Annotated in this window: 24 protein-coding genes and 1 pseudogene; 21 read left to right on the forward strand and 4 right to left on the reverse strand. The window is 45.5% G+C overall.

The genetic code is table 11. The features are described from left to right. Positions 1 to 137: 137 nt before the first annotated feature. The 4 genes from ACHWTJ_RS03860 (at position 138) to ACHWTJ_RS03875 (ending at position 6,187) form a co-directional block, all read left to right on the forward strand. Positions 138 to 2,597: an AAA family ATPase gene (locus ACHWTJ_RS03860; RefSeq protein WP_394679149.1), complete on the forward strand. Its 2,460-nt coding sequence runs from the start codon at positions 138 to 140 to the stop codon at positions 2,595 to 2,597. Further along, a complete protein-coding gene (locus tag ACHWTJ_RS03865) occupies positions 2,590 to 3,885 on the forward strand; it encodes a hypothetical protein (protein ID WP_394679150.1) in 1,296 nt (431 codons plus the stop codon). The genes ACHWTJ_RS03860 and ACHWTJ_RS03865 overlap by 8 nt, the downstream gene beginning before the upstream one ends. A gap of 584 nt (positions 3,886 to 4,469) precedes the next feature. Further along, positions 4,470 to 5,537 (forward strand): hypothetical protein, encoded by a 1,068-nt coding sequence (locus ACHWTJ_RS03870; RefSeq protein WP_394679151.1) that lies wholly within the window; start codon positions 4,470 to 4,472, stop codon positions 5,535 to 5,537. Positions 5,538 to 5,677: 140 nt separating this feature from the next. After that, positions 5,678 to 6,187, forward strand: coding sequence for a GNAT family N-acetyltransferase (locus ACHWTJ_RS03875; RefSeq protein WP_394679152.1), 510 nt, complete (start codon positions 5,678 to 5,680; stop codon positions 6,185 to 6,187). A gap of 56 nt (positions 6,188 to 6,243) precedes the next feature. Here ACHWTJ_RS03875 and ACHWTJ_RS03880 read toward each other — a convergent pair whose 3' ends face one another. Continuing rightward, complete coding sequence (locus ACHWTJ_RS03880; RefSeq protein WP_087681320.1) at positions 6,244 to 6,609, reverse strand: helix-turn-helix domain-containing protein; 366 nt, start codon at positions 6,607 to 6,609, stop codon at positions 6,244 to 6,246. Positions 6,610 to 6,813: 204 nt separating this feature from the next. Between ACHWTJ_RS03880 and hxlA the strand changes: the two genes are divergently transcribed. The 3 genes from hxlA (at position 6,814) to ACHWTJ_RS03895 (ending at position 8,925) form a co-directional block, all read left to right on the forward strand. Continuing rightward, complete coding sequence (gene hxlA, locus ACHWTJ_RS03885) at positions 6,814 to 7,449, forward strand: 3-hexulose-6-phosphate synthase (RefSeq protein ID WP_023469194.1); 636 nt, start codon at positions 6,814 to 6,816, stop codon at positions 7,447 to 7,449. After that, a complete protein-coding gene (hxlB, locus tag ACHWTJ_RS03890) occupies positions 7,450 to 7,998 on the forward strand; it encodes a 6-phospho-3-hexuloisomerase (RefSeq protein ID WP_394679153.1) in 549 nt (182 codons plus the stop codon). Positions 7,999 to 8,157: 159 nt separating this feature from the next. After that, entirely contained in the window at positions 8,158 to 8,925 is a 768-nt protein-coding gene (locus ACHWTJ_RS03895) for a hypothetical protein (RefSeq protein ID WP_394679154.1), read from the forward strand. Positions 8,926 to 8,996: 71 nt separating this feature from the next. Here ACHWTJ_RS03895 and hisJ read toward each other — a convergent pair whose 3' ends face one another. Next, on the reverse strand, positions 8,997 to 9,791 hold the full coding sequence (gene hisJ, locus ACHWTJ_RS03900) for a histidinol-phosphatase HisJ (protein ID WP_023469191.1): 795 nt from the start codon (positions 9,789 to 9,791) through the stop codon (positions 8,997 to 8,999). Positions 9,792 to 9,913: 122 nt separating this feature from the next. Between hisJ and ACHWTJ_RS03905 the strand changes: the two genes are divergently transcribed. From ACHWTJ_RS03905 to ACHWTJ_RS03965, 13 genes and pseudogenes are all read left to right on the forward strand, one after another. Further along, positions 9,914 to 10,735: an ATP phosphoribosyltransferase regulatory subunit gene (locus ACHWTJ_RS03905; protein WP_035396343.1), complete on the forward strand. Its 822-nt coding sequence runs from the start codon at positions 9,914 to 9,916 to the stop codon at positions 10,733 to 10,735. Next, positions 10,736 to 11,347 carry an ATP phosphoribosyltransferase gene (gene hisG, locus ACHWTJ_RS03910; RefSeq protein ID WP_023469189.1) on the forward strand — a complete coding sequence of 204 codons (612 nt, stop codon included), beginning with the start codon at positions 10,736 to 10,738 and terminating at the stop codon, positions 11,345 to 11,347. Then, positions 11,344 to 12,561, forward strand: a complete 1,218-nt coding sequence (hisD, locus tag ACHWTJ_RS03915) for a histidinol dehydrogenase (RefSeq protein ID WP_035405944.1) — start codon at positions 11,344 to 11,346, stop codon at positions 12,559 to 12,561. Before hisG ends, hisD begins: the two co-directional genes overlap by 4 nt. Continuing rightward, the gene (locus ACHWTJ_RS03920) at positions 12,561 to 13,532 is read left to right on the forward strand and encodes a pyridoxal phosphate-dependent aminotransferase (RefSeq protein ID WP_394679155.1); all 972 of its coding nucleotides are present in this window, start codon (positions 12,561 to 12,563) and stop codon (positions 13,530 to 13,532) included. Before hisD ends, ACHWTJ_RS03920 begins: the two co-directional genes overlap by 1 nt. Continuing rightward, entirely contained in the window at positions 13,505 to 14,086 is a 582-nt protein-coding gene (gene hisB / locus ACHWTJ_RS03925; protein WP_394679156.1) for an imidazoleglycerol-phosphate dehydratase HisB, read from the forward strand. The genes ACHWTJ_RS03920 and hisB overlap by 28 nt, the downstream gene beginning before the upstream one ends. Further along, complete coding sequence (gene hisH, locus ACHWTJ_RS03930) at positions 14,083 to 14,670, forward strand: imidazole glycerol phosphate synthase subunit HisH (protein ID WP_214852574.1); 588 nt, start codon at positions 14,083 to 14,085, stop codon at positions 14,668 to 14,670. The genes hisB and hisH overlap by 4 nt, the downstream gene beginning before the upstream one ends. Next, positions 14,643 to 15,347 (forward strand): 1-(5-phosphoribosyl)-5-[(5-phosphoribosylamino)methylideneamino]imidazole-4-carboxamide isomerase, encoded by a 705-nt coding sequence (gene hisA, locus ACHWTJ_RS03935; RefSeq protein WP_029342450.1) that lies wholly within the window; start codon positions 14,643 to 14,645, stop codon positions 15,345 to 15,347. The genes hisH and hisA overlap by 28 nt, the downstream gene beginning before the upstream one ends. Then, on the forward strand, positions 15,341 to 16,090 hold the full coding sequence (hisF, locus tag ACHWTJ_RS03940) for an imidazole glycerol phosphate synthase subunit HisF (protein ID WP_023469183.1): 750 nt from the start codon (positions 15,341 to 15,343) through the stop codon (positions 16,088 to 16,090). Before hisA ends, hisF begins: the two co-directional genes overlap by 7 nt. Then, positions 16,087 to 16,702 (forward strand): annotated as a pseudogene (hisIE, locus tag ACHWTJ_RS03945) (bifunctional phosphoribosyl-AMP cyclohydrolase/phosphoribosyl-ATP diphosphatase HisIE). Before hisF ends, hisIE begins: the two are co-directional and overlap by 4 nt. Positions 16,703 to 16,920: 218 nt before the next feature. Next, positions 16,921 to 17,580, forward strand: coding sequence for a hemolysin III family protein (locus tag ACHWTJ_RS03950; RefSeq protein WP_195865500.1), 660 nt, complete (start codon positions 16,921 to 16,923; stop codon positions 17,578 to 17,580). After that, entirely contained in the window at positions 17,577 to 18,251 is a 675-nt protein-coding gene (locus ACHWTJ_RS03955) for a TVP38/TMEM64 family protein (protein WP_394679157.1), read from the forward strand. Before ACHWTJ_RS03950 ends, ACHWTJ_RS03955 begins: the two co-directional genes overlap by 4 nt. Before the next feature lie 84 nt (positions 18,252 to 18,335). Continuing rightward, positions 18,336 to 19,253 carry a proline dehydrogenase gene (locus ACHWTJ_RS03960; protein ID WP_294752094.1) on the forward strand — a complete coding sequence of 306 codons (918 nt, stop codon included), beginning with the start codon at positions 18,336 to 18,338 and terminating at the stop codon, positions 19,251 to 19,253. A gap of 58 nt (positions 19,254 to 19,311) precedes the next feature. Beyond that, complete coding sequence (locus ACHWTJ_RS03965; RefSeq protein WP_294745166.1) at positions 19,312 to 20,130, forward strand: DUF2785 domain-containing protein; 819 nt, start codon at positions 19,312 to 19,314, stop codon at positions 20,128 to 20,130. Positions 20,131 to 20,547: 417 nt separating this feature from the next. On the opposite strand, the gene ACHWTJ_RS03970 is transcribed toward ACHWTJ_RS03965, so the two are convergent. Together ACHWTJ_RS03970 and ACHWTJ_RS03975 are read right to left on the reverse strand one after the other, a co-directional pair. Further along, the gene (locus ACHWTJ_RS03970) at positions 20,548 to 20,805 is read right to left on the reverse strand and encodes a hypothetical protein (RefSeq protein WP_394679158.1); all 258 of its coding nucleotides are present in this window, start codon (positions 20,803 to 20,805) and stop codon (positions 20,548 to 20,550) included. Between the two features lie 2 nt (positions 20,806 to 20,807). Beyond that, positions 20,808 to 21,455 carry a class I SAM-dependent methyltransferase gene (locus tag ACHWTJ_RS03975; protein ID WP_294740335.1) on the reverse strand — a complete coding sequence of 216 codons (648 nt, stop codon included), beginning with the start codon at positions 21,453 to 21,455 and terminating at the stop codon, positions 20,808 to 20,810. Positions 21,456 to 21,638: 183 nt separating this feature from the next. On the opposite strand from ACHWTJ_RS03975, the gene ACHWTJ_RS03980 reads away from it, so the two are divergent. Then, a complete protein-coding gene (locus ACHWTJ_RS03980; protein ID WP_394679159.1) occupies positions 21,639 to 24,056 on the forward strand; it encodes a 3-hydroxyacyl-CoA dehydrogenase NAD-binding domain-containing protein in 2,418 nt (805 codons plus the stop codon). The last annotated feature ends 17 nt before the right edge of the window (positions 24,057 to 24,073 follow it).

Genomic DNA, 24,073 nt, shown 5'->3' on the forward strand with positions numbered 1-24,073 from the left:
ATGTCAAAACCAATCAGCGATGGTTTTGACATTTTTTAATTCAACAAATTAATCTGATAGTATACTATTGAATTAAAGGGAAATTATAGTATTAATTATTCTATAAATGTATTAAAATGAGAAAAATGGAGGTTATTATGGTTACACAAAATTTTGCTCTATTTTCAAACACTGTCGAAGAATATGAACCATTTATTAATAATGGAGTGTTTTTTTGGCCAAACGGAGTCAGTAAGCTAACAGATCATCAAAGCAAATTAGGCAAGTCTAAGCTTTCAGAAAAAATTGGAGACAAAATTGCCATTGTTACTGGATATAGAATTAATAAAAATATAAAAGATCCATATTTAAAAGAGAAAATTACTGATTACCCGATGATAACACATATAGCGGAAGTGTTAGAAGTGTTCGAAAGGCCTGCGCTAGGATATCGTTTCACACACGGAGGAACTCCCTCTCAATCTTTTATGTTACCGTTTGAAATTTTATCAAAGTTTAAAGAATCCAGGAGCTATCTTGGAAAAGAAATTACGGAAGAAAATTTAGTTGAAATTGATCAAGCAATTGAACTAGGTAAGAGTATTCAATCATTATTAAATAAAAATGAAATAAAATTCACTAGAGCATATTTTAAACGCAACTCATTTTACATACAAGCAGAAAATACAGATGAAGTTTATGAGTTTATTTCAGGATTTCCTAAACATAAAAAGACAGATAAAAACATTAGTGAAGGTTTAGAATATCGAGAAATGCCAGATAAGCAGTCTCTAAAAAGAATCATTGATGAGTGTAATGAGAAAGAATTAAATGGAGAACAATTAATTTTTAATCTGCGCACATGGCATGGAAGTAAATTTATGAAATTAAAAATTTTGGAAGAGAAGTTCCAAAAGTTAAGCTATGACTTGACAATGGGTGTTTCATCAAGAGTTTTAACTGATTACGATAGTTCTGATGATTCATTAAAAGATACAGATCGTCTTTTGATTGAAATTCAAAAATATCTTCACGACAATAAGACTAACAAAGATGAGGTGGAAGAAATGCGATCTCCTAAAAATAAAATCTTATATGGTCCACCGGGTACTGGTAAGACGTATACTCTTATCGAAAAAGCTGTGAATATCATCAATCCGAAGTTTTCGAATCAAGTACGCACTCGAAGAGAGTATGAAGATGCTTATCGGTCGTATATTGAGAACAAACAAATTCAATTTTGTACTTTCCATCAATCTTTTAGTTACGAGGATTTTGTGGAAGGACTTCGTAGTGATATTGAAAAAGAGGGAACTCCATTTACTCCTCAAAATGGTATATTTAAAGAAATTTGTGAATTAGCAAAAGGTCGTTATAAAATTTCAACGTCGTCATCGATTGATTTTGATAAAAGTAATATTTACAAAATTTCGTTGGGAACAGCTAATAGCACAGAGGGAGAAAAAATTTATCGTTATTGCATTGAAAACAAACTTATTACTCTGGGTCATGGTAGTGAAATTGATTTTACAGATAAAAATAACTTTAATGAAGTTTCTAATGCGTTTATGGCGACAGAAGAAGAAGCTAGTCCTCCTGTAATTAAAATGGTAGATAACTTTAAGAATAGCTTAAAAATTGGGGATATCGTGATTATTTCGAAAGGCAATTTGAAATTTAGAGCAATCGCAAGAGTGGTTAGTGACTATTATTATGATGGAGAGACAGATATTTCTTATAGTCATTTTAGAAAAGTGGAATGGTTATTTATCAGTAATAATGAGGAAGATGCTGAACAAATTTTCAACACAACATCGACTGAATCAAGAAGGTTTTCACAACAATCTATTTATCCATTTAGTAAGGATCAAATCAATTTAGATGCTATAAATGAATTTATATCGTCAAATGAAGATTCTGAAGACGAAGAGCGGTTTGTATTAATTATAGACGAGATAAATCGAGGTAATATTTCTAAAATTTTCGGAGAACTTATAACTCTTATTGAAGAGGATAAACGATATGATGTTGAGGATGATGGTACAATCAAAGGATTAGAAGTTACACTGCCATATTCCAAAGATAAGTTTTCCGTGCCGAAAAATGTTTATATTTTAGGTACAATGAATACTGCTGATCGTTCCATTTCATTGATGGATACAGCTTTGCGTAGAAGGTTTGACTTTGAAGAAATGTTACCTGAACCGAATTTGCTGTCAGAGATAGATGGTATTGATGTTCAAAGTTTATTAAGAACAATAAATAACAGAATTAAGTATTTATATGACCGTGATCATCAAATAGGACATGCCTTTTTCATTGGAAAGGAAAGCTCTAATGAATTGATCGAAGTGATGCAACGTAAGGTAATTCCACTACTACAAGAGTATTTTTATGATGATTGGGAAAAAATTGAATTAGTACTTGGTGGTGCGATAAATTCTAAGGAAAATGAAAATAATTATTTCCTATCAAAGAAAATATTAAGTGCAAATAAATTATTTAATGGAGCATCCAAAATACAACCCAAAAAGGTAGTCTATTCACTCGTACAAGAGCCGTCTACTCAAGCATTAATAAATATTTATAAAGAAAAAAGTGAAATTATAGATGATTAATATCAAAGTGATTCGAGTGAAAGAGAGTTTTGACTGGATTGAAATCATTAAAGATTCTGGTAGTAAACGCTACTTAGAAGAAAATACTATTACAGAAATGCAGTTGCAACACTTTAAAGAAAAGTGGATTGAATTAGAGTTAGATTCTAATTCAATTTTATGGGGCGACAAAAAATTTAAATTTATTAATTATGTTGGATATTTGCAAGTAGAGGACGTAGCATTTGAAATTTTGCCAAAATTATCTTTTGAAAATGAGTATCAGAAAATGCGAAGCGCATTAATTGAAATGATTAATACGTGTCATGATTTAGATATATCGTTAGACTATACTTATAATGATTTAGAGCAAGGTGATTTGAAGGAGATATTAGCTAAATATTTTGCGAATACTCTTTTGAAAGAATTACATCGTGGTATTTCGCAAGAATACCGATTAGTAGAAGAAAACGCAACTTTGTTAAAAGGGCGACTACTAGTATCACAACACATTAAAAATAATGTATTAAATAATAAGCCTTATCAAATAGCTGTAAGTTATGAAGAACGTGTAGATAATCACGTTTTAAATCAAGTATTTAAACGTGCAACGTCATTGTTGATTAAAACGGTTCGAAGCTTTGAAACAAAAACACAGTTGCAGCGAATCGATTACTTATTAGATACTGTTGCAAATCGCTCATTTACAAAACATCAACTGAAAGAAATATCTCTGAATCGAACAAATAAACGATTTGAAAAGCCCTTTAAATTGGCAAAGCATTTTTTACTAAATGAAACTCTTACAATGCAGCATCATGATCTTACAAATACATTTGTAATTATGTTTAAAATGAATGATCTATTTGAAGCATACATTGCTATTTTGTTAGATGAAGTAGTAGATCGTCCAGTCTATCCACAAGACGAAAGACATCGCTTATTTAAAAATGAAAAAACTAATCGTGGCATATTCCAATTAAAGCCAGATATAGTTATTGGTGATACTGATCAAATAATCATCGATACAAAGTGGAAAAGAGTTTTCGATAAAGAAGAAGTCACACGCTCTGGTATCAAGCGGGAAGATATGTTTCAAATGTATGCTTATTTAACAAGATATAAACATGCAAGTAGAGGCGTGTTGTTATATCCGAAAATAGAACAAACAGAGAGTGAGGATTTGTTTTTACAATCGTGGAAATTAGAAAATACAGATATTCTTTTACGGGCTTATTCAATTTCACTTAAAGATAAAAACGCAACTGAAAAGGAACTACTACAAATATTAAGTGATATTTCTAATTAATTCGTATAATATGGAGAAGAAGCTATAATCAACGGAATATAATACAGTTTTTAGTAAAATAAAACTTCGTTACTTATAAAGTTTTCTAGACTAAAAACTAATTATTATTTTGAATTATAGTCAAAAAAGTAGTCAGCAAAAGTAATTGCCCCCGCAAACACTGATGCGACACTATTATTAAACAAGCGGGTTCGACTCCCACCGTCTCCATACTCTGAAATCTTAGGATTTCAAAAGTGTCACAGTTCTTTTAATGAATTGTGGCATTTTTTTATGATTTGCTTTGTTAATAAAAGTTAAAGTGTAATTAAAAAGTTAGTATAAAGTAACTTGATAAAAAATATATATTATTACTAATAAAAAACTGAGTTTTTTCAAGAATTATAGTTATAAAAGTAATAGGAGAAACGATTGAAAAATCAGTATAATCAGTCAAAATATTAATTGTAGATTTTATAAATGTATAGCTTTAGATTTTCTTTATTGATCAGTTTTACTTCTAAATGATTGATTTCAGCAATTTAATTTTTTGAAATTAATTTTGTTTAATAATTTGTAATTATTTAGATAGGAGCTAACAGTAGATGAAAAAAAACTTATCTTTAGAAAAGAAACTACGAGAATACGCACAGTCTTTATTGTTGTCAAAAGAAAAAATTAAACTTCCTATAGTACCTATAACGGAAATAGATCAAAATGTTCCCCTTCTTTATAAATTATTAAATAGTGGATTTGAGTCGAAGTTATTAGATAACAAGTTAGTTTTACCAGATTTCAACAACTGTGAATCTGTAGCAGTATTCACTGATTATGGTGGTGAAGCGAAAAATAGTAAGTATTATACATATACTGTTACTCTTGTTGATTACAATTTTCTTGGAATATTTGATGAAGAAATGAAACGAATTCGAAAAGAATTTGGATTAAATAATCCTTTAAAAGAAATTTCATTTAAAGACTTAAGATACGGTCCAATTAAAAGGTCTTTGGATAAATATTTATTAACAATAAACAACTTTGTAAATGGACTTGTATTTACGCTTGTAATAGATAAAAACGTTATTTCACTAGCGGAACAAAATGTAAAGCAATCCAAAGAGTTGATTGCAAAATCTTTAATGGATAGTGGCTTTGGGTTATATAAGATTGATGTAGCTGAAAAAATATATCGAATAATAAATCTTATAACTTATTTAATCCGCTTACTTGTACCAAATAACAAAAAGATATTTTGGATGTCAGATCATGATTCAATAATTGCAACAAATGAAATGCATAAAAATATCGGAAAACTTTTTGGACAAGCAATTTATAGTTTTGAAAATGTAAAATATAATACTGTTGGGTACTCAAAACCTTTCCCGAAAAGTGAGGAAAATTTATTTTTAGATTTACTAAGTATTTCAGATTTGGTAGCGGGGGCAATAGAACACTATTTGACACGACAAAAAATATTAGACTTTGAGGAATTTACTATTAGTGATGGTTCTAATAAAATTTTAATGTGGCTAGCTAACAATGGTCTTGCCTTTAAAAAATTAACCTACAGTATTCGCTATGATGATGAGAGAGGGGCTTATCAAGGAGGTTTTATGGACTTTAAATTGAAAGACACGACTGATAATATAAACTATATTGATATTAGCTTGTAACATTAACAATAAAAATTATAGAGCTATTTTTAATCGTTAAGTCAAAAATGCTTGTATTATATGTATTCGAATTTGGCTTTAAACATCAGTGATACAGGATACTGTCTAATTTTTATTATTTAGAAACGGAGCTGACATCTATGATACGACGTGCCACCTTGATGGACGGAAAAGCCTTATCGGACTTAATGCGACGCATTGATCGGGAAACGAAATATATGTTGTATGAGCCGGAGGAACGTGTCCTGTCAACGGAACAGGCAGAGGCGTTCATCGAGAAGTTTGGTCAGGCTACTAATTCGGACATCTTTGTCGTGGACGTCGACGAACAACTCGTCGGGTATGTGCTCGTCGTCGGTGGTGAACCGAGTCGAATCCGTCACCGCGCGAATCTTGTCATCGGCTTGCTCGATGCTTATACGGGTCGTGGACTCGGTGCAGGGCTGCTTGAAGCCGTTGATGCCTTTGCCATTGAAGCAGGACTCGTCCGACTCGAGTTGACGGTTCGTAAGGATAACTTGCGGGCAATCGAGCTCTATCATAAGTTTGGCTTCAACATCGAAGGAACACGCATCGCGTCGCTCTTCATCGATGGCGAATACGTCGATGAACTGGCGATGTCAAAGATCTATACGATGGAAGAATCCTAAAAAAGATGCTCCGTGGACTTATCTCTGAAAAGAGACGAGACCATGAGCATCTTTTTTTATGGCGATATCTTTTGTTGTTCGAAGTCAATCTCCAGAACATTTTTTGCATAATCCTTACCCCAGTCATACATCGCATCTAAAATCGGCATTAAGCTATGTCCGTGTGGCGTCAACGAGTATTCAACCTTCGGTGGTACGACCGGATAGACTTCCCGGTGAATGATATGGTGTTCCTCGAGTTCGCGCAGTTGATTGACGAGCATCCGTTGCGTGATCCCAGGCATCAGACTTTTCAGTTCCCCGAAGCGTTTCGTTCCTTCCTTGCCTAAGTGCCAAAGAATTAGCATCTTCCATTTGCCCCCGATGATCGAGAGGGTCAATTCCTTCTCACAGTTAAACTGACGGTCTTCAAAATGTGGCATTGATCCACCCCCTGCTCCAGTATAGTCTTTCTTCCGATCGACAGTATACTTTTCCGCACTATGTATGAAAAACCGCACTATGTAAATTAAAAGTGCGTACTTCTCAAGAATGCTCCTGCGGATTATATTTAGTCCTGTTCCTTCATGAACGTTTGAAGGAAGTGTCAGGTACGACAATATAGAGAAGAATGGGAGAGATACAAAATGAAATTACAACTCGCAATTGATTTAGTCGATACAGCAGGTGCGATTGCTTTAGTCAAAGAAATCGGGGAAGACAATCTAGATATCGTTGAGATCGGCACACCGGTCGTCATCAACGAAGGGCTCCGTGCCGTCAAAGAAATGAAAGCCGCGTTCCCGAACTTAACGGTCCTCGCTGACTTGAAGATCATGGATGCTGCTGGCTACGAAGTCAGTCAAGCTGTCGCACATGGTGCCGACATCGTGACGATCCTTGGGGCGGCGGAAGACATGTCAATCAAAGGGGCAGTCGAAGAAGCGAAAAAATCAGGCAAACAGATTCTCGTCGACATGATTGCTGTTAAAGATATCGCAACACGTGCGAAAGAACTGGATGCGTTAGGCGTCGACTACATCTGTGTCCACACAGGGTACGATCTCCAAGCAGTCGGTCAAAACTCGTTCGAAGATCTCGCGACAATCAAGTCAGTTGTGACAAATGCAAAAACAGCTGTTGCGGGTGGCATCAAGATGGAGACGTTACCGGAAGTCATCGCGGCACGTCCTGATCTAATCATCGTCGGTGGCGGCATCACAGGACAAGATGATAAACAAGAGACAGCGTCAACGATGCACCGGATGCTACAAGAGGCGTAAATGACACACATTCAAACGATTATCGAAGAGCTGACTTCGACGGTCGAAGCAATCGATGCGACCGAGACAAAAGAACTGGCAGACGCTGTCTTGCAATCGAATCGAATCTTTCTCGCAGGAGCCGGTCGCTCCGGCTTGATGGGGAAAGCGTTCGTCATGCGACTGATGCATATGGGACTCGACGCGTATGCCGTCGGCGAGACAGTCACGGCGAACTTACGTGAGGGTGACGTGTTGATCGTCGGTTCCGGATCGGGTGAGACGAAGACGTTGATTCCAATCGTCGAGAAAGCACAGCAACTCGGTGGAACGGTTGCCGTCGTCACGATTAATCCGACGTCGACGTTAGCACGATTAGCCGACTTGGTCGTCCAATTGCCTGGAGTTCCGAAAGAACGAACGGCATCAGCGGACGAGACGGTTCAACCGATGGGATCGTTGTTCGAACAGACGATGTTGTTGTTCTATGATGGCTTGATTCTGAAGATCATGGAAGACAAACAGCTCGATTCGCAAACGATGTACGGGAAACATGCCAACTTAGAATAGATAAACCAGAAGACCGGTAGACGTATGCGATACGTTTACCGGTCTTTTTTGACTTGATTTTTAATAAAACATTTCCTGTTTGTGAGAATTTATTCGGATACTAGCAGGTATCGACCTGCCATACTAAAAGAAGTAAAGGTATGGTAAGGGGGAGGAAAAATGCGTTTTACGAAGTCGATGACAACTATTGTATTGATCAGTAGTTGCGTCTTATCGGGATGTGCAACGGAGACGAAAGATCATGCTGTAAAATCATCTGCAGAAGTTGCATCCGTGAAACCAACTAAAGGACAAAATGAAGTCGAAGAAATTTTAATTAAAGAGCCATCCGTCGATGCAGATACACCGGGCAAAGCGAGCGTCGAGCAAATACAGCTGACCTATAAAAACGGACAAACCGCCGTACCTACTAATGATGATATCTTGTCGGAAGCGACTCTTGGTCAAAAAGCGATTGTCACGCTGCAGTCTCCGGAAGGACCACATCATTACATCGTTTTGTTTTATGAACAGTCTGATCGCTGGATATTAACTGGTGTTCTTCCTGCGACAGGACCTGTTACAACGGAACGCTCGGAATCACGTGGCTTGAAGCTCCCATTTTCGACATTTACAACGAACGAAATGAGTTGGAGTGATGCGGAAGACGCGCCAATCACATGGACGTTTGCTGGAAAACAATCAATCCTTACGGTTTCGAAGCTCCCGCAGCAACCGATGGACAGCAAACCGACGGAGGTTATGACATTGTCGAATGGAATAGAAGCTTACGTCCATGAGACGAAACGGGAAGCTAGCTTGTCTTATCAGGACGGCGAACAGACGGTTCTGATAGCCGGTAACGTATCAGTTGATCGTCTTAAAATACTTGCGGCATCACTGCCATCCGTCACGTCAGGATCGTTTCCGTATGGGGGAACAGAATAAAAAAAATCGCGCGTTTCACACAACTCCCGTCAGAGTAAGTGAAGCGCGCGATCTTTTATCTATCTACGTTCTTACCATTTGAAATCGAAATCAGCACCGACATCTTTTGCGAGGTGGGCATCTGATCCATAGACGAGCGGAATTGATAACGACTGCGTGACTTGCAGGAGTTCCGGGTAAGGATAGGAAAGACCACATAACGGCTTCCGGAGTCCTGCTGTGTTGACGTCGAGTGTGAAGTTCGCCTGACGGATCTTCCGTAACGTGTCGTCGAGGTTCGTTGGGTTCGACTCAAGCGGATAGGCTTGGATGAATTTCGTCGGTAACGTCAAGTGACCGAGGCGCTTCGGCTGGTGTGCACCGAGGTCCGTCATGACGAGGGCTTGGATGCCTTCATAATAGCGTTCGTGGACCGCCGTGACGCTTCCGAGTTTCGTGACGATCTCACCGAAGCTTTCCTTGCTGAAGTCGACGCCATAATACTGATCATCAATGTATAAGTAATGCAGTGAGAGAATGCCGTCGGTCAAGACGTCAGCGTAGCGGGCGATGATGTCACGTGTCCCGTCGACATGCCCTTCCCAGTAGTCGAACTCCATCCCGATCCGGATGTCGATCTGATTCTTGTATGTCTCGCGGAGTTGCGTTAATTCCTTCAGGTAGGCATCGGCTGTCGCGAACGACATTCCGGAATCATTATCTGGCGCAGGATCCGTCACACCTTCAGGTAAAGGGGCATGTTCCGTGAAGCTGATTCGTTCTAAGCCTTGCTCTAAGGCACGCTCGATGTAGGCTTCGAGTGGATCCTTCGTACCGTGTGGACAATATGGACTGTGGACGTGACCGTCCCATTTCAATAATTGCATGAGTAACCCTCCGATTTTTTAGAATTGGCAAGCAAAGCGATTGACAATGTGCCCGAAACGCGGTATCTTATCGTTAAATAATTTAGCGTGGTACAGTGATAATAAGATAAAGGAGTGGGAGTATGCAATCATTTTCTACGATTCGACTCAAGGATGGAGCGACGGACTATGTCGGTGCCTCGGCAACGCGGCTCCAGCAGGTCATCCGTCAGCTCGAAGATGGACTCGAACAATCTAACTATACCCGATTAATCACCCCCTTAATTGAGGAAATCGGTGGACGGGAACAGATTCGAATGGATTTTACGACTAGTGTCGCACGTGCACTCAGCGAACGTGGTCGCGAACAATATAAACGTGTCTTCTACAGTGGCTCGGTCTTTCAACCGGAAGAGAAGTTCCAAGTCGGTTTTGAAGAACGAGGACAAATCGCGGAAGTCGAAGCAATTCAACTCGCGGTCCGACTCGTTGAGGAACTGACAGGAAAAGAAGTCACACTCTCAATCGGCGATGCCGGTCTAATCGAGCATTTGATTGAGACGCGCGTCGGTGATCACCACTTACGCGACCAAGTGACACAGATGCTTCGTTTACGTAACGTCATCGAACTGAAGCGAATTGCAGGTCAACTCGATGATGCTTTACTTGCAAAACTACCTTTATTATTCGGACGTGAAGGGGCAGAGACGATCCTACCGTACGTCGACGAGACACGACTCAATGCCGTGCTTGATCTCGCGGAAGCCGTCAATGCCGATCTCGACTTCGGACAAATGGGCTTACAAACGTATTACGACGGCATCACGATCCACGGTTTCATCGAAGGCGTGACGGAACCCGTCCTCGTTGGTGGACGTTACGACCGGCTCTATGAACAATTCGGACAAGAACAACAGGCGTTCGGCATCGGATTCTCGGTCGAACGGTTGGCGGAGGTGCTCTAAATGCGAATCGGAATTACGAAAGGACGGCTGTCGAAAGCGACAGAACGTTATCTGAAAGAAGCTGGCGTCGAGACATGGGGAGCCATTGAACGCGAACTGATCGTCAAACGGGGCGAGCACGAATTCGTCTTCATGAAAGGATCGGATTTGATTCCGTACGTCGCTCAAGGTGTTCTCGATGTCGCAATCACGGGCAGTGATATCTTACTCGAATCGGATCAAGAACTATCGGAACTCGCAGAATTACCGTTCGGCGTCTGCCGAATGTCCGTCTGTGCGAAGGAGCCCTTGCAATTTGAAGGTGGGCGCCGTGTCCGGATTGCGACGAAGTATCCGGTTATCGCAAAACGCTACTTCAGCGAACTCGGTGTCGACGTCGACATCGTACCGTTGAACGGATCCGTTGAACTAGCACCGTTACTCGGTTTGGCTGACGCGATCGTCGATATCGTCGAGACAGGTGAGACGTTACGGGCGAACGGACTAAACGAATATGAAAAAATCATCGATATCAGCGCTCGATTCTTTACGAGCGAATGGACGTTAAAACGGAAGCGGGTGGAAGTCATCCGCTTGCTCGAGCAATTGACAGAAGGAGTGACACGATCATGACACCGACAAAACCTTTCAGCATCGATCGCGACACGGAGCTCGCGGTCCGCGCGATTCTCGAACGCGTCGCAACAGACGGTGACGCTGCTGTCCGCGATTATACGAACCAATTCGATCAGGTCGATCTTGAGGATTTCCGTCTTAGTGAAACACGGATCACACAAGCGTTCGAACAGGCAGACGCTAACTTGATCGACTCGTTGAAGTTGATGGCGACACGACTCGTCGAATGGCACGAACAAGAACTACCATCTGACATCGAACTCGTCGAAGCAGACGTGACACGACGTCAACGTTTCGTTCCCGTCGATTCGGTTGGGATTTACGTTCCAGGTGGTGCAGCCAGTTATCCGTCGACGGTCTTGATGAACGCCATTCCAGCAAAAGTCGCCGGTGTCGAACGGGTCGTCATGGTGACGCCGATGACGAACTTAAGTGACGAGGTGCTCGTTGCGGCACGGATCGCTGGTGTGACAGAAATCTATACGATTGGTGGAGCGCAAGCTGTCGCCGCGCTGACATTCGGAACAGAAAGCATCCAAGCTGTCGATTTGATCGTCGGACCCGGGAACCGCTTCGTCGCTGAAGCAAAACGCCAAGTTTACGGGATCGTTGGCATCGACTCGGTCGCCGGTCCATCGGAAGTCGTCGTCATCGCGGACGAAACAGCGCATCCAGACCGGATCGCTGCGGACTTACTTGCTCAAGCTGAACACGATCGTGACGCTGTCGCAATCGCCTTCGTGCCGACGGAAGAGATGAAACAAGCGGTGGATGCAGAGATCGAGCGACGCTTACAACAATTGCCGCGTCAAGAGATTGCCCGTCGTGCGATGGAAAACGGTGGCGTCTTCGTTGCTCCACTCGAAACAGCAATCGAAGAAGCGAACCGTCTCGCAGCGGAACACTTGGAACTTGCCGTTGCCAATCCGCAAGAAGTCGTCAAATCGATCCGTCACGCCGGCATGATTTTCCTCGGTCACGAAACACCGGAAACGCTCGGCGATTACGTCGCCGGAACGAACCATGTCTTACCGACATCCGGCACAGCTCGTTTTGCGTCTGGATTATCAGCGCGGACGTTCCTGCGTCACCAGACGATGCTCGAAGCCACACGCGCAGGCGTACAACGTCTCGCGAACGCAGCGAAGACCGTTGCCCGGGTTGAAGGACTCGAAGCACACGCACAAGCCATCGAAGTGAGGGAAGACTAATGCGATTACACCAAAACGAACGATTCACGACCCATAGTCCAGTCGGGATCGAAGCGATCCAGGAATTGATCGCAACGTTCCCTTTAAATGAATATCCTGTCGAGATCATCGATCAAGTTAAGGCATCATACGCGACGTACGCTGGTGTCCGTCCGACGCAACTCGTCGCCGGGAACGGCTCGGATGAGTTGATCGGCTACTTATGTGCCCGCTACGGCGGACCCGGGATGCCAGTCATCGCCTCGGAACCGGACTTCGTCATGTACCAGTTCTACGCTGACCGAGCACGGGCACCGTTTGAACGCGTGCCGTTACTCGACGAGATGGCGCTTGACGTCGACGGATTGATCGCAGCTCCTGGTGAGATCATCTTCTTGAGTCACCCGCACAATCCGTCTGGTGTCCTTCGCAAGGAAGCAGACATCCGTCGTTTGCTTGATAGTGGTAAATACGTCGTCATTGATGAGGCGTACATCGACTTCGCGCTCGAACAGTCGATGCTTCACTTACTGGAAGAATATCCGAAAGCGATCATCTTACGGACGCTCTCAAAAGCGTTCGGGCTCGCATCACTCCGACTCGGATTCGTCATCGCGAGCGAACAAATCATCGAAGAAATCCAACAAATCAAATCACCATACAACGTCTCTGGTCTATCAGCAGCTGTTGGTATCGCCATCATGGCAGAACCGGAACTCGATCGGGTCTTAGAAGAAACGTATGCGAGCCGTGAAGCGATCGAACGGATTCTCGCGCCAATCGGCAAGACGTATCCGAGTGCGGCGAACTTCGTCTACGTCGAATATCCGGAAGCCGAACGCTTTACGCAGCGTTGTGCTGACGCCGGATTACGGATTCGCTTGTTTGACCAGGCGTTCCGTGTCAGTTGTGGATCACCAGAAGCAATGCAAGTATTAGAAACGTGTGTAGAGGAGGAATTACGATGCGGCGTGGCGCAAACGAACGAGTAAGTACAGAGTCAGACATCAAGGTCGAGGTCGATCTCGCAGGAGGTCCGGTTGAGATTAAGACGGGTGTCGGCTTCTTTGATCATATGTTGACGTTATTTGCCTTCCAGGCCCGGATTGGTCTGAAGGTAACAGCCAAAGGTGATACGTGGATCGATGCCCATCACACGGTCGAAGATACCGCAATCGTCCTCGGGGCAGCGTTGACGGAAGCGCTCGGCGATAAAGCCGGGATTGAACGCTACGGTGAATCCCGTGTGCCGATGGACGAGACACTCGCGTCAGTCGTCCTCGACTTCAGCGGTCGTCCGTTCACGGTCTTCCGTGCTAGCTTCAAGAATCCGAAGCTCGGTGACTTTGATACGGAACTCGCAGAAGAGTTCTTCCAAGGCTTATCGCGCAGTGCCCGGATGACGATTCATGCCGAAGTCTTGTATGGTTCGAACACGCACCACATGATCGAAGGGTTGTTCAAAGCACTCGGTCGGGCTGTTCGTCAGGCCGTTGCCGTGACGAGTGAAGGCGTACCGTCTACGAAAGGGTTGATTGATCAATGATAGCAATCGTCGATTATGGCGTCGGGAATATCGCAAACATTGAGCGGGTATTAAAACAGCTCGGTGAGGCAGTCATCGTCACGAATGATGCTGAACTACTGGAGCAAGCTGAAGCACTCGTCTTACCCGGTGTCGGTGCCTATGCACCGGCAATGGAGCGCTTGAAGGAAACGGGACTGGTCGACTTCTTAAAAGAACAAGCCGAAAAGAAACCGTTTCTCGGGATTTGTCTCGGGATGCAACTGCTCTTTGAATCGAGTGACGAAGATGGACTGACGGAAGGTCTCGGCATTTTACCGGGTACGATCGAAAAACTACCGAGCGATGTCCGCTTGCCACACATGGGTTGGCACCAGCTGACGAACCACGGCGAAGCCGTCTATTTTGTCCACTCGTACGGTGCCGTCTGTGACCCAGAATGGATCGTCGACTCGGTCGAATACGGACGCCTCGTCCCAGCGATCGTTCAAAAAGGACAAGTCACCGGGATGCAGTTCCACCCGGAAAAGAGTGGCGAAGTCGGATTGAAATTACTGAAGGAATGGAGAGAGACGACATGCAACTCTACCCAGCAATCGATTTAATGAGCGGACAGGCCGTACGCCTGAAGCAAGGAGATTTTGACCAACAGACATTCTTCGGCGATGCGCTGACGATCGCGAAGCGCTTCAAGGAAGACGGGGCAACAGCGATTCACTTGATCGATCTTGACGGTGCAAAAGCCGGCGAACCGCTGCACTTGAACTTGATCGCCGACATCAAAAAGGAGACCGGGTTGTTCGTTGAAGCTGGTGGTGGTGTCCGTAACATCGAGACGGTCGAAGCATACGTCGGTGCCGGGATCGACCGGATTCTCGTCGGCACGGTCGCTCTTGAAGACGAAGCGTTACTTGAGCAGATGATCGCTCTTGCTGGTGATAAACTAGCCGTTGCGTTAGATGCCAAAGAAGGCATCGTTCAAACACGCGGTTGGCTCGAAGCGAGCGGTTGGACGCTCGAAGAGGCGATGACGCACTTGATCGGTAAAGGGATCAAGACGTTCCTTTATACAGACATTTCGCGTGACGGAATGATGATGGGACCGGATGTCGATGGACTTGATCGCTTAAAACGGGAAGGGGTCGAATTGATCGCTTCTGGTGGTGTGACCACAGTCGATGACGTTGCGCGCCTCAAAGAAATCGGCATGGACGGAGCCGTCGTCGGTCGGGCGTTGCTCGACGGATCCCTCGCCTTAAAAGAGGTGTTACGCGTATGTTGATGAAACGTATCATTCCCTGTCTTGACGTCAAGGAAGGACGCGTCGTCAAAGGGGTTAAATTCCAGAACTTACGTGATCTCGGCGACCCGGTCGCCGTCGCAAAGTATTATTACGAGCAAGGGGCGGACGAACTCGTCCTGCTCGATATCTCAGCAACCCAAGAAGGACGCGAGACGATGCTTGATATCGTCGAACGCGTTGCGGAAGTCATTTACATGCCGTTTACGGTCGGTGGCGGAATCAAGACGATTGAAGACGCGAAACGCTTAATTCGTGCCGGTGCTGATAAAGTCTCACTGAACTCGTCGGCGCTTCAAAATCCGCAACTGATTCAAGAAGTCAGCCGCCTGTTCGGTGTCCAAGCGACAGTCGTCGCGATCGATGCGAAACAGACCGGCGACTCGTGGGGTGTCTTCTCACACGGTGGAACACAACCGGTCGGACGTGACGCGATCGAGTGGGCACAGGAAGCCGTTGCGCTGGGTGCCGGCGAGTTACTCGTCACGTCGATGGACGCTGACGGAACAAAAGACGGCTATGATCTCGCCTTGATCCGTCGTCTGCGTGAAGTCGTCAACGTGCCGATCATTGCTTCCGGTGGGGTCGGAACACTCGATCACTTAGCGGAAGGACTAGAGGCAGGCGCGGACGCGGCTCTTGCTGCTTCGATCTTCCATGAAGCGACGTACACGATGCCAGAAACAAAAGCCTACCTCAAAGAACGAGGAGTCGAAGTCCGATGACGACATTGAATTTTTCAAAAGGACTCGTCGCTGCCGTCGTCGTCGACGAGCAGACGAACGATGTTTTAATGGTTGGCTTCATGGACCAAGCCGCTTATGATAAGACGCTTGCGACCGGTCTTGTCACCTTCTTCTCGCGGACGAAGAATCGTCTCTGGACGAAAGGCGAGACGAGCGGGAACACGCTTGAACTCAAACGGATGTGGATCGATTGTGATCAGGATAGTCTTTTGATCGCAGTCAAAGCGAATGGTCCGACATGCCATACCGGAAATCGCAGTTGTTTCTATACAGAAGTGGAGGTGCCAAATGTTATACGAACTGGAACAGACCGTCAAAGCGAAGATTGAGGCAAAGGAAGCAGAATCCTATACGAACTATTTGATTGCTTCCGGGTACGAGAAGATCGCGAAGAAGTTCGGTGAAGAGGCATTTGAAGTCGTACTCGCCGGTAACGATACGTTAGCCGAAGAGACAGCGGACTTGTTGTACCACTTAACGGTCTTGCTTGCTGACCGTGGTGTCTCCTTCAAAGAAGTCGAAGCGGTCCTGAACGAACGTCACGGAACAAAATCGACATTCAAGGATCGTCCGGATATTGAACAATGGTAAGGCATATCCACATCGCCTAGGCGGTGTGGATTTTTGTGTGGGCGGGAAAAGACAATCAGATGACAGTTGTCATCAAATCGACAGAATGTTTCGATAGGCACGCTGTTGCATGAGGGCGTATAATCAAAAGCATAGTCCTTTGTTTTTAGAAAGTAGGTGTTCGATTGGTTACGAAAAAAGAAATCAAGCAAACGATCAAGCAACAATCGAAAGAAACGATCGAAGAGCTACTCGCAAAAGGGGATTCCTTGAAAGAGGAGATCGCCAGTGCCATTACACACGGATTGGGTGTCATTTTCAGTATCGTCGCGCTCGTGATGTTGATCCTGCAGGCGACGAAATCCGGCAGCGCTTGGAACGTCACGGCTGTCAGTATCTTTGGGGCAACGATGATTCTCCTTTATCTGTTCTCGACCTTGATGCACTCGCTGATGCACACGAAAGCGAATAAGGTCTTGCAAATTTTAGATCACGCCGGCATCTATCTGTTGATTGCTGGTAGTTATACACCGTTCGCCTTGATCACACTCCGTGGTCCACTCGGCTGGACATTGCTTGGCATCGTCTGGGGTGTCGGGACGCTCGGCATCATCTGGAAACTCTATTCGACCGGTAAATACGTCTGGATCTCGAATGCGTCTTATCTGATCCTCGGCTGGTGTTGTCTGTTTGCGATCAAACCGATCTATGAAGCGCTCGGATTCCAAGGATTCTTACTGCTCCTTGGTGGTGGCCTTGCGTACTCGCTCGGCGTCATCTTCTACGTCTGGGCACGCTTGCCGTATAACCACGCGATTTGGCATCTGTTCGTTCTTGCCGGCAGTGTTCTGATCTTCCTTTCGATTTTCTACTACGTTGCTCCAGCGACGATGTCATGAAGAAATTACGGCTCCGGGACTGGCTCCCGCTTACGCTGTATTTTATGTTTGGTCTTGGGTTGCTCCTGTACTTCCGGATGTCTGGAATGCTGGAGCAATTTGATATTCAGGCATTATCGGATTGGGTACGGGATCAAGGTCTGACCGGTATGTTGCTTTACGTACTCGCTTACACCATTCGACCACTCGTCTTTTTCCCGGCGAGTCTGTTGACCGTCTTTGGCGGTTACACGTACGGTCCATGGCTCGGAACGCTACTCGACGTCATTGGTGCCGGCACCGGCGGTTTACTCAGCTTTTGGATCGCCCGGTTGCTCGGTCGCCGTGGCGTCGAGAAATTGATCGGGAAAGGGAAGCTGAACGTGCTCGACGAACGGATTGCGACGAACGGTTTCCTCGTCGTGCTCGTCGTTCGATTGATTCCACTGTTTCCATTTGACGCGATCAGCTATGCGTCCGGTCTATCAAAAATCCGCTTTAAACAGTTCGCCATCGCCAACTACATCGGGATCATTCCCGGTGCGTTCGTTTACAATAATATCGGCTCAAGCCTGCGTGATCCGTTCTCCTGGCAATTTTTCGTTGCCATCGGACTATACGTCCTATTCTTTGCCGTAGGACTTGTTGCTCAACGGATTCTCAAAAATAAACGAAATAAAGAGCGCATGTAAGCGCTTTATGGCATAATATGAGTGCAGAGATGTGAACCGATACGGTAAAACAGCCTAGCATTTATTTAGGGGGAATCATGAGTGATGGAAAAAGTACTACGGGATGGTTTTATCTTCTTATCGCAAAACAAGACATTGAACGGTCTCGCCAAGCGATACGGGCTTAAATTCGGAGCAAGTCGCTTCGTGGCAGGGGATTCATTGGAAGCATCGAAACGGGCGATCCAGGAATTGAACGCAAAAGGGTTATGCGTCACGATGGACCATTTAGGGGAGTTCATCTCGACGGTGGGTGAAGCAGAGATGATGACACAAGAATGTATTCGTGCGGTTGAGATGATTGCGGAAGAAAAATTAGACTCGCAACTCTCGTTGAAACTGACATCACTCGGACTCGATATCTCGGACGACTTGATTCGCTCGAACATGGAACGGATCTTAACGCGGGCAAAAGAACTCGGTGTCTTCGTCACGATTGATATGGAAGATGAGCCACGTTGTGAAAAGACGATTCAATTGTTTGAAGAATTGCGCCAATCTTTCGATAACATCGGAACAGTCATCCAGTCGTATCTTTACCGGTCGGAAGATGATATCAAACGTGTCGGACGCTTCGAGACGAATCTCCGGATTGTCAAAGGGGCATATAAAGAACCGGCAACGGTTGCGTTCCCAGAGAAGGAAGATGTCGATCATAACTACATTAAGCTCGTGAAGTTACAATTATCACTCGGAAACTATGCTGCCGTCGCAACGCATGACGATGCGATGATCGAGCAAGTCATCCGTCACGCTAAAGAAAACGGAATCGAAAAAGACCAGTTCGAATTCCAGATGTTATTCGGCATCCGGGTCGAGCGTCAACTCGAACTCGTCAAACAAGGCTATAAAGTCCGTGTCTACGTCCCTTATGGACGTGACTGGTACGGTTACTTCATGCGCCGCTTAGCAGAGCGACCGGCAAACGTTGCCTTCGTTCTCAAAGGAATGGTCAAAGGATAAGAAGAGAAGGCGATGCAGCGCTGCATCGTCTTTTTTGATTCAGAGAGGAGAGGACAGAATGGCACGCACAGAACAAGAATTCAAGGAACTGCTGCAACAAGACGCGCCTGTAACGCCTGCATTACTCGATGAGTTACTTCTACATATCGGTTCGACGGATTCTGAGTTACGAGATGGATTGATCTATCCGCAGTTAGCGATCTACATCGCATCAGAGTCATTTACGATAGAAGACACCAATCAAATTTTCGATTTCATTTTAAGCGGGCATGGATTGATGTATAGAATGGGAACAGCGGACACAACAGCTGTTCTGACGCGATCATTTTCAGCATTAGCACTCGCTGAATTGTTAGTGATGGACAAAACCCGACACTTATTGACGCAAAGTCAGTTGGATCGGCTGTCCACTTACTTACAAACTTATCTGGAGCAAGAAAAGGATGTCCGTGGATTCATTGACGGAATGGGGTGGGCACACAGCATGGCACATATTGCCGATGTCTATGCGGTTTGGTTTACGCACCCAGCGAGTCGTCCAGAGGAGGAGCTCGGAGCGATTGATGCGATGATTCGTCAGTTGACACGGTCCGATTATCTCTATGTCGATGAAGAAGCGGACCGGATGGTGACGGCATGGTTGCAAGCTTGTCGCCATGGACTGTCGGAAGATGTCCTATTACAACGAATCGAACATAATATTAAGGAGTGGCTTGAGAGTGACGTGACGTGGGGAGATGCGGAGTGGACGACGTATCGTAACGTCAAACAATTGCTACAGACACTCTATTTCCGACTGAAATGGGAAGAACAATCGGATCTTGTCTTAGTTGAAGAGTGGTTGCGACAGGTACATCAGCGAACGCACGGAGGATGAAGCATAGTATACCGGACGTCCCTAGCATCTTCACTTTCCTCAGGCGGGAAGTAAGCCGCGGCATCTCACATTCCATGTGATTTGCCGGGTCTTCCTCTTCCCTGACGGAAGCATAGTTCATGCTTCCTTTTCCTGTAGGAGTCGAAGATGCCCGGTTTCGTCCTAGATGAACTCACATCAAAAGCGATCGATTTCCGTCAATGGAATCGATCGCTTTTAGTATTGAATACGTTCACCCTCCTCACATGTCTTCACCCGACTCCTACAGGAAAAAGCGCGACGTTTCATCTCGCGCTGTCAGAGACAAACAAGACCCGGATTCGTCATCCGAAGGATGAGGAAGACTGGCTTGTGTCTCGCCTGAGGAAAGCGGGTGAGAAGACAGTGAGGTTTTTGATGATGGAGTTTCATCGATCATTACGGCAAAATGACATTTCCTAAAAACAGCATGCCTGCAAATACAAGAATGACAAGGAAGATAGAGGTCTGCGGGTGGAATCGTTTTTCTTGATAGCGCCGAAAAAGGCGTCTTCCGAGTTCAGGTATACCCATTAGAAAGACCATGTACAATAAGAAATATTGCCATCGTTCTAAAACATCAAGTGAATCGATATAAAACAACAGATTGATACCTAACGCAAACAAAATAAATGTATAAAAGGTTGTATATGACATAGTTATCTCTCTCTCACAGCCGTCGTCTGAAAAGCAAACAAACACGAGAAAGCATGGGCTTGATCCAGTAACCGATGCCCCGTCATGACAGCTCCTTCTTTTTGAATGATCGCTTCATCGAGTAACGTCCAGCCCCGTTCTTTCGCTAGCTGCAGCAGTTCCCACGGCATCATCGTATTCCCCATCGCGACTTCTTCACCGTAGAGACGACGGTAAGCAAGTTGCCGTGGTGCGGCTGTCGGACCAAGTAAACTGATGACGACAAGCGGGGCGACGCGTTCGATTTCTTGCAGCACTTGAACAGGACGTGTCGACCATTCAAGTGAGTTGACGGCGAGTACGACATCAAACGCATGATCGGCGAACGGTAACGCTTCACCCGTCCCGACGATGAACGTCTGCTCGGGTGACTTCTCACGGGCAATTCGGATCATCTCGTCTGAGACATCAAGTCCGACTGTCTGAAAGTCCGGTGTCAGTAAGCGACAGGCTGCACCATCACCGCAACCGAGATCAAGCAAACGACCACCGGTGATCGTTTTTCGTAAGAACGGCAAAACGGTTTTCCGACTGCCGTTCGTCCACATATCGTCAGCACGATCCGCCCAGTCAGCGGCTTTTTGATTCCATACATGCTCGGTTTGACTCATTTGCATCCACTCCTTTTTATCAGTCTAACAGGAAAATTTGTCCATTGACTGATTTTTTATTGCTACTGAATCATTATTCATTTATGATGAAGATGTAGAAGAAGCACACCAAAGTCGTTCGGCTTCTTTTTTTGTCAGTATAATGAATGGTTGTTCATTCAATTTAAAATCAGGGGGTATATCATGGCGAGTCAAATCGGTCAGCCGACCACAATCCAGTTGACGAAACACATCCAATTCGCCGTCATCATCGGTTCAGGGGTGATGGGTGCAGGCATCGCGGCACATCTTGCGAATGCTGGCATACGGACATTGATGCTTGATATCGTACCAAAAGAACTTACGGCACAAGAAGAGAAGCAGGGCTTGACGCTGAGTGATCCGCGCGTCCGTTCCCGTATCGCGCGCGATAACCGCGAAAAACTCTTGAAACAAAACCCAGCACCACTCGCGTCGAAGAAATTGATCGACTTCATCGAGGTTGGAAACTTAGAAGACGACTTAGAGCGTCTGAAAGAAGCGGACTGGATCGTCGAAGTCGTCGTCGAACGACTCGATGTCAAACAGCAATTGTTTAAATCGATCGAACCGTTCATTCGGGAAGACGCGATCGTCAGTTCGAACACATCAGGCATCTCGATCGAAGCGATGCGTGAAGGGCGTTCGGAATCATTTAACCGTCGTTTCCTCGGGACACACTTCTTTAACCCACCACGTTATCTGAAGTTACTCGAATTGATTCCGACGTCAGACACGGATCCACGTGTCGTCGACTTCATGAAACAATTCGCAGAAGAACGACTCGGGAAAGGTGTCGTCATCGCGAAGGACACACCGAACTTCATCGGCAACCGAATCGGGACATACGGTCTCCTCGTGACGATGGATGAGATGAAAAAAGGTGGCTATTCGATCGGGGAGGTCGATTCCGTCACAGGTCCACTACTTGGTCGCCCAGGGTCAGCGACGTTCCGGACACTCGACGTCGTCGGCATCGACACGTTCGTTCACGTTGCAAACAACGTCTATGACTTGTTGCCAGAAGGCGAAGAGAAGGAGACGTTCGCGGTTCCGTCTGAGATGCGTCGCCTTGTTGAACAAGGATCACTCGGTGCGAAGACGGGTCAAGGGTTCTATAAGAAAGTCGGAAAACAGATCCTTGAACTTGATCTCGAAACATTTGAGTACGTTGAAAAGAAAGCGCTTACTGAACCGTCGATCGGACAAGCTAAAGCACTTCCGGGCGCAAAAAATAAACTGAAAGCCGTCGTCTTCGCGCAAGATCGTGTCGGCGCCTTACTCTGGCCGATTCATGCGAAAACATTGCTCTACTCGGCTCAGCTGACAGGTGAGATCGCAGACGACATTAAAGCGATCGACGAAGCGATGAAATGGGGCTTCGGCTGGAAGTTGGGACCGTTCGAGACATGGGACGCACTCGGTGTCGAGAAAACGGTCGCAAAAATGAAACAAGATGGTTACGCAGTACCGGCATGGGTCGATGAGATGATCGCAGCAGGAAAAACGAGCTTCTATGATGCGTCCGGTCGTCATTATGACGTTACAACGAAAGACTACGTTGGTGCAACGGTCAATCCGAAGGAAATCCGTCTCCGCGACGTCCGGAAGTCAAACGGTGTTCTCCTTGAGAACAACGGGGCACGCCTGCTTGATATCGGCGACGATGTTGCTGTGCTCGAGTTCACATCGAAGAGCAATGCGATCGGTGTCGACATCATGCAGATGATCGAACAGTCGGTCGATCTCGTTGAGAAAAACCACCGTGGTCTCGTCATCGCGAACGATGGCAAGAACTTCTGTGTCGGTGCGAACCTAGCGATGATGCTGATGGAAGCGGAAGATGAAAACTGGTTCGAACTCGACTGGATCATCAACAAGTTCCAACAATCGATTCAAAAGATTCGTTACGCATCGCGTCCGATCGTCGCTGCTCCACAAGGGATGACGCTTGGTGGCGGTACAGAAATCTCGCTTCCGGCAGCTCGCCTGCAAGCTGGTCTTGAAACGTACATGGGTCTCGTCGAAGTCGGTGTCGGTCTAATTCCAGGAGGCGGCGGAAACGTCAATACGTACCGTCGACTGTTAGAAAACACACCAGACGGACTCGTTAACATCGAGAAAGCAGCACAAAAAACGTTCGAAAACGTCGCGATGGCAAAAGTCTCAAAATCAGCCTTTGAAGCACGCGAACTCGGATATGTCCGCTCTGTTGATCAGATTTCGATGAACCGGGATCACTTGACGTATGATGCGAAACAACTCGTCCTTGAACTCGACCGGACTGGCTACACGGCACCGGCGAAAGCGAAGATTCCAGTCGTCGGTCGTGCTGGGAAAGCAACGCTTGAACTCGCGACACGCGAAATGTTCTACGGCGGTTATATCTCGGAACACGACTTGAAAATCGCTAGTAAACTCGCACACGTCATCGCTGGTGGAAACGTCGCCTTCGGTAGCCACGTCGATGAACAATATATGCTCGACATCGAACGGGAAGCATTCTTGAGCCTGATCGGTGAGATGAAGACACAACAACGGATGCAGCACATGCTCGTCAAAGGCAAGCCGCTTCGTAACTGAGGACTGGGGGGATTCGG

Origin of the sequence: uncultured Exiguobacterium sp., assembly GCF_964277885.1 — a bacterium.
Classification (GTDB): domain Bacteria; phylum Bacillota; class Bacilli; order Exiguobacteriales; family Exiguobacteriaceae; genus Exiguobacterium_A.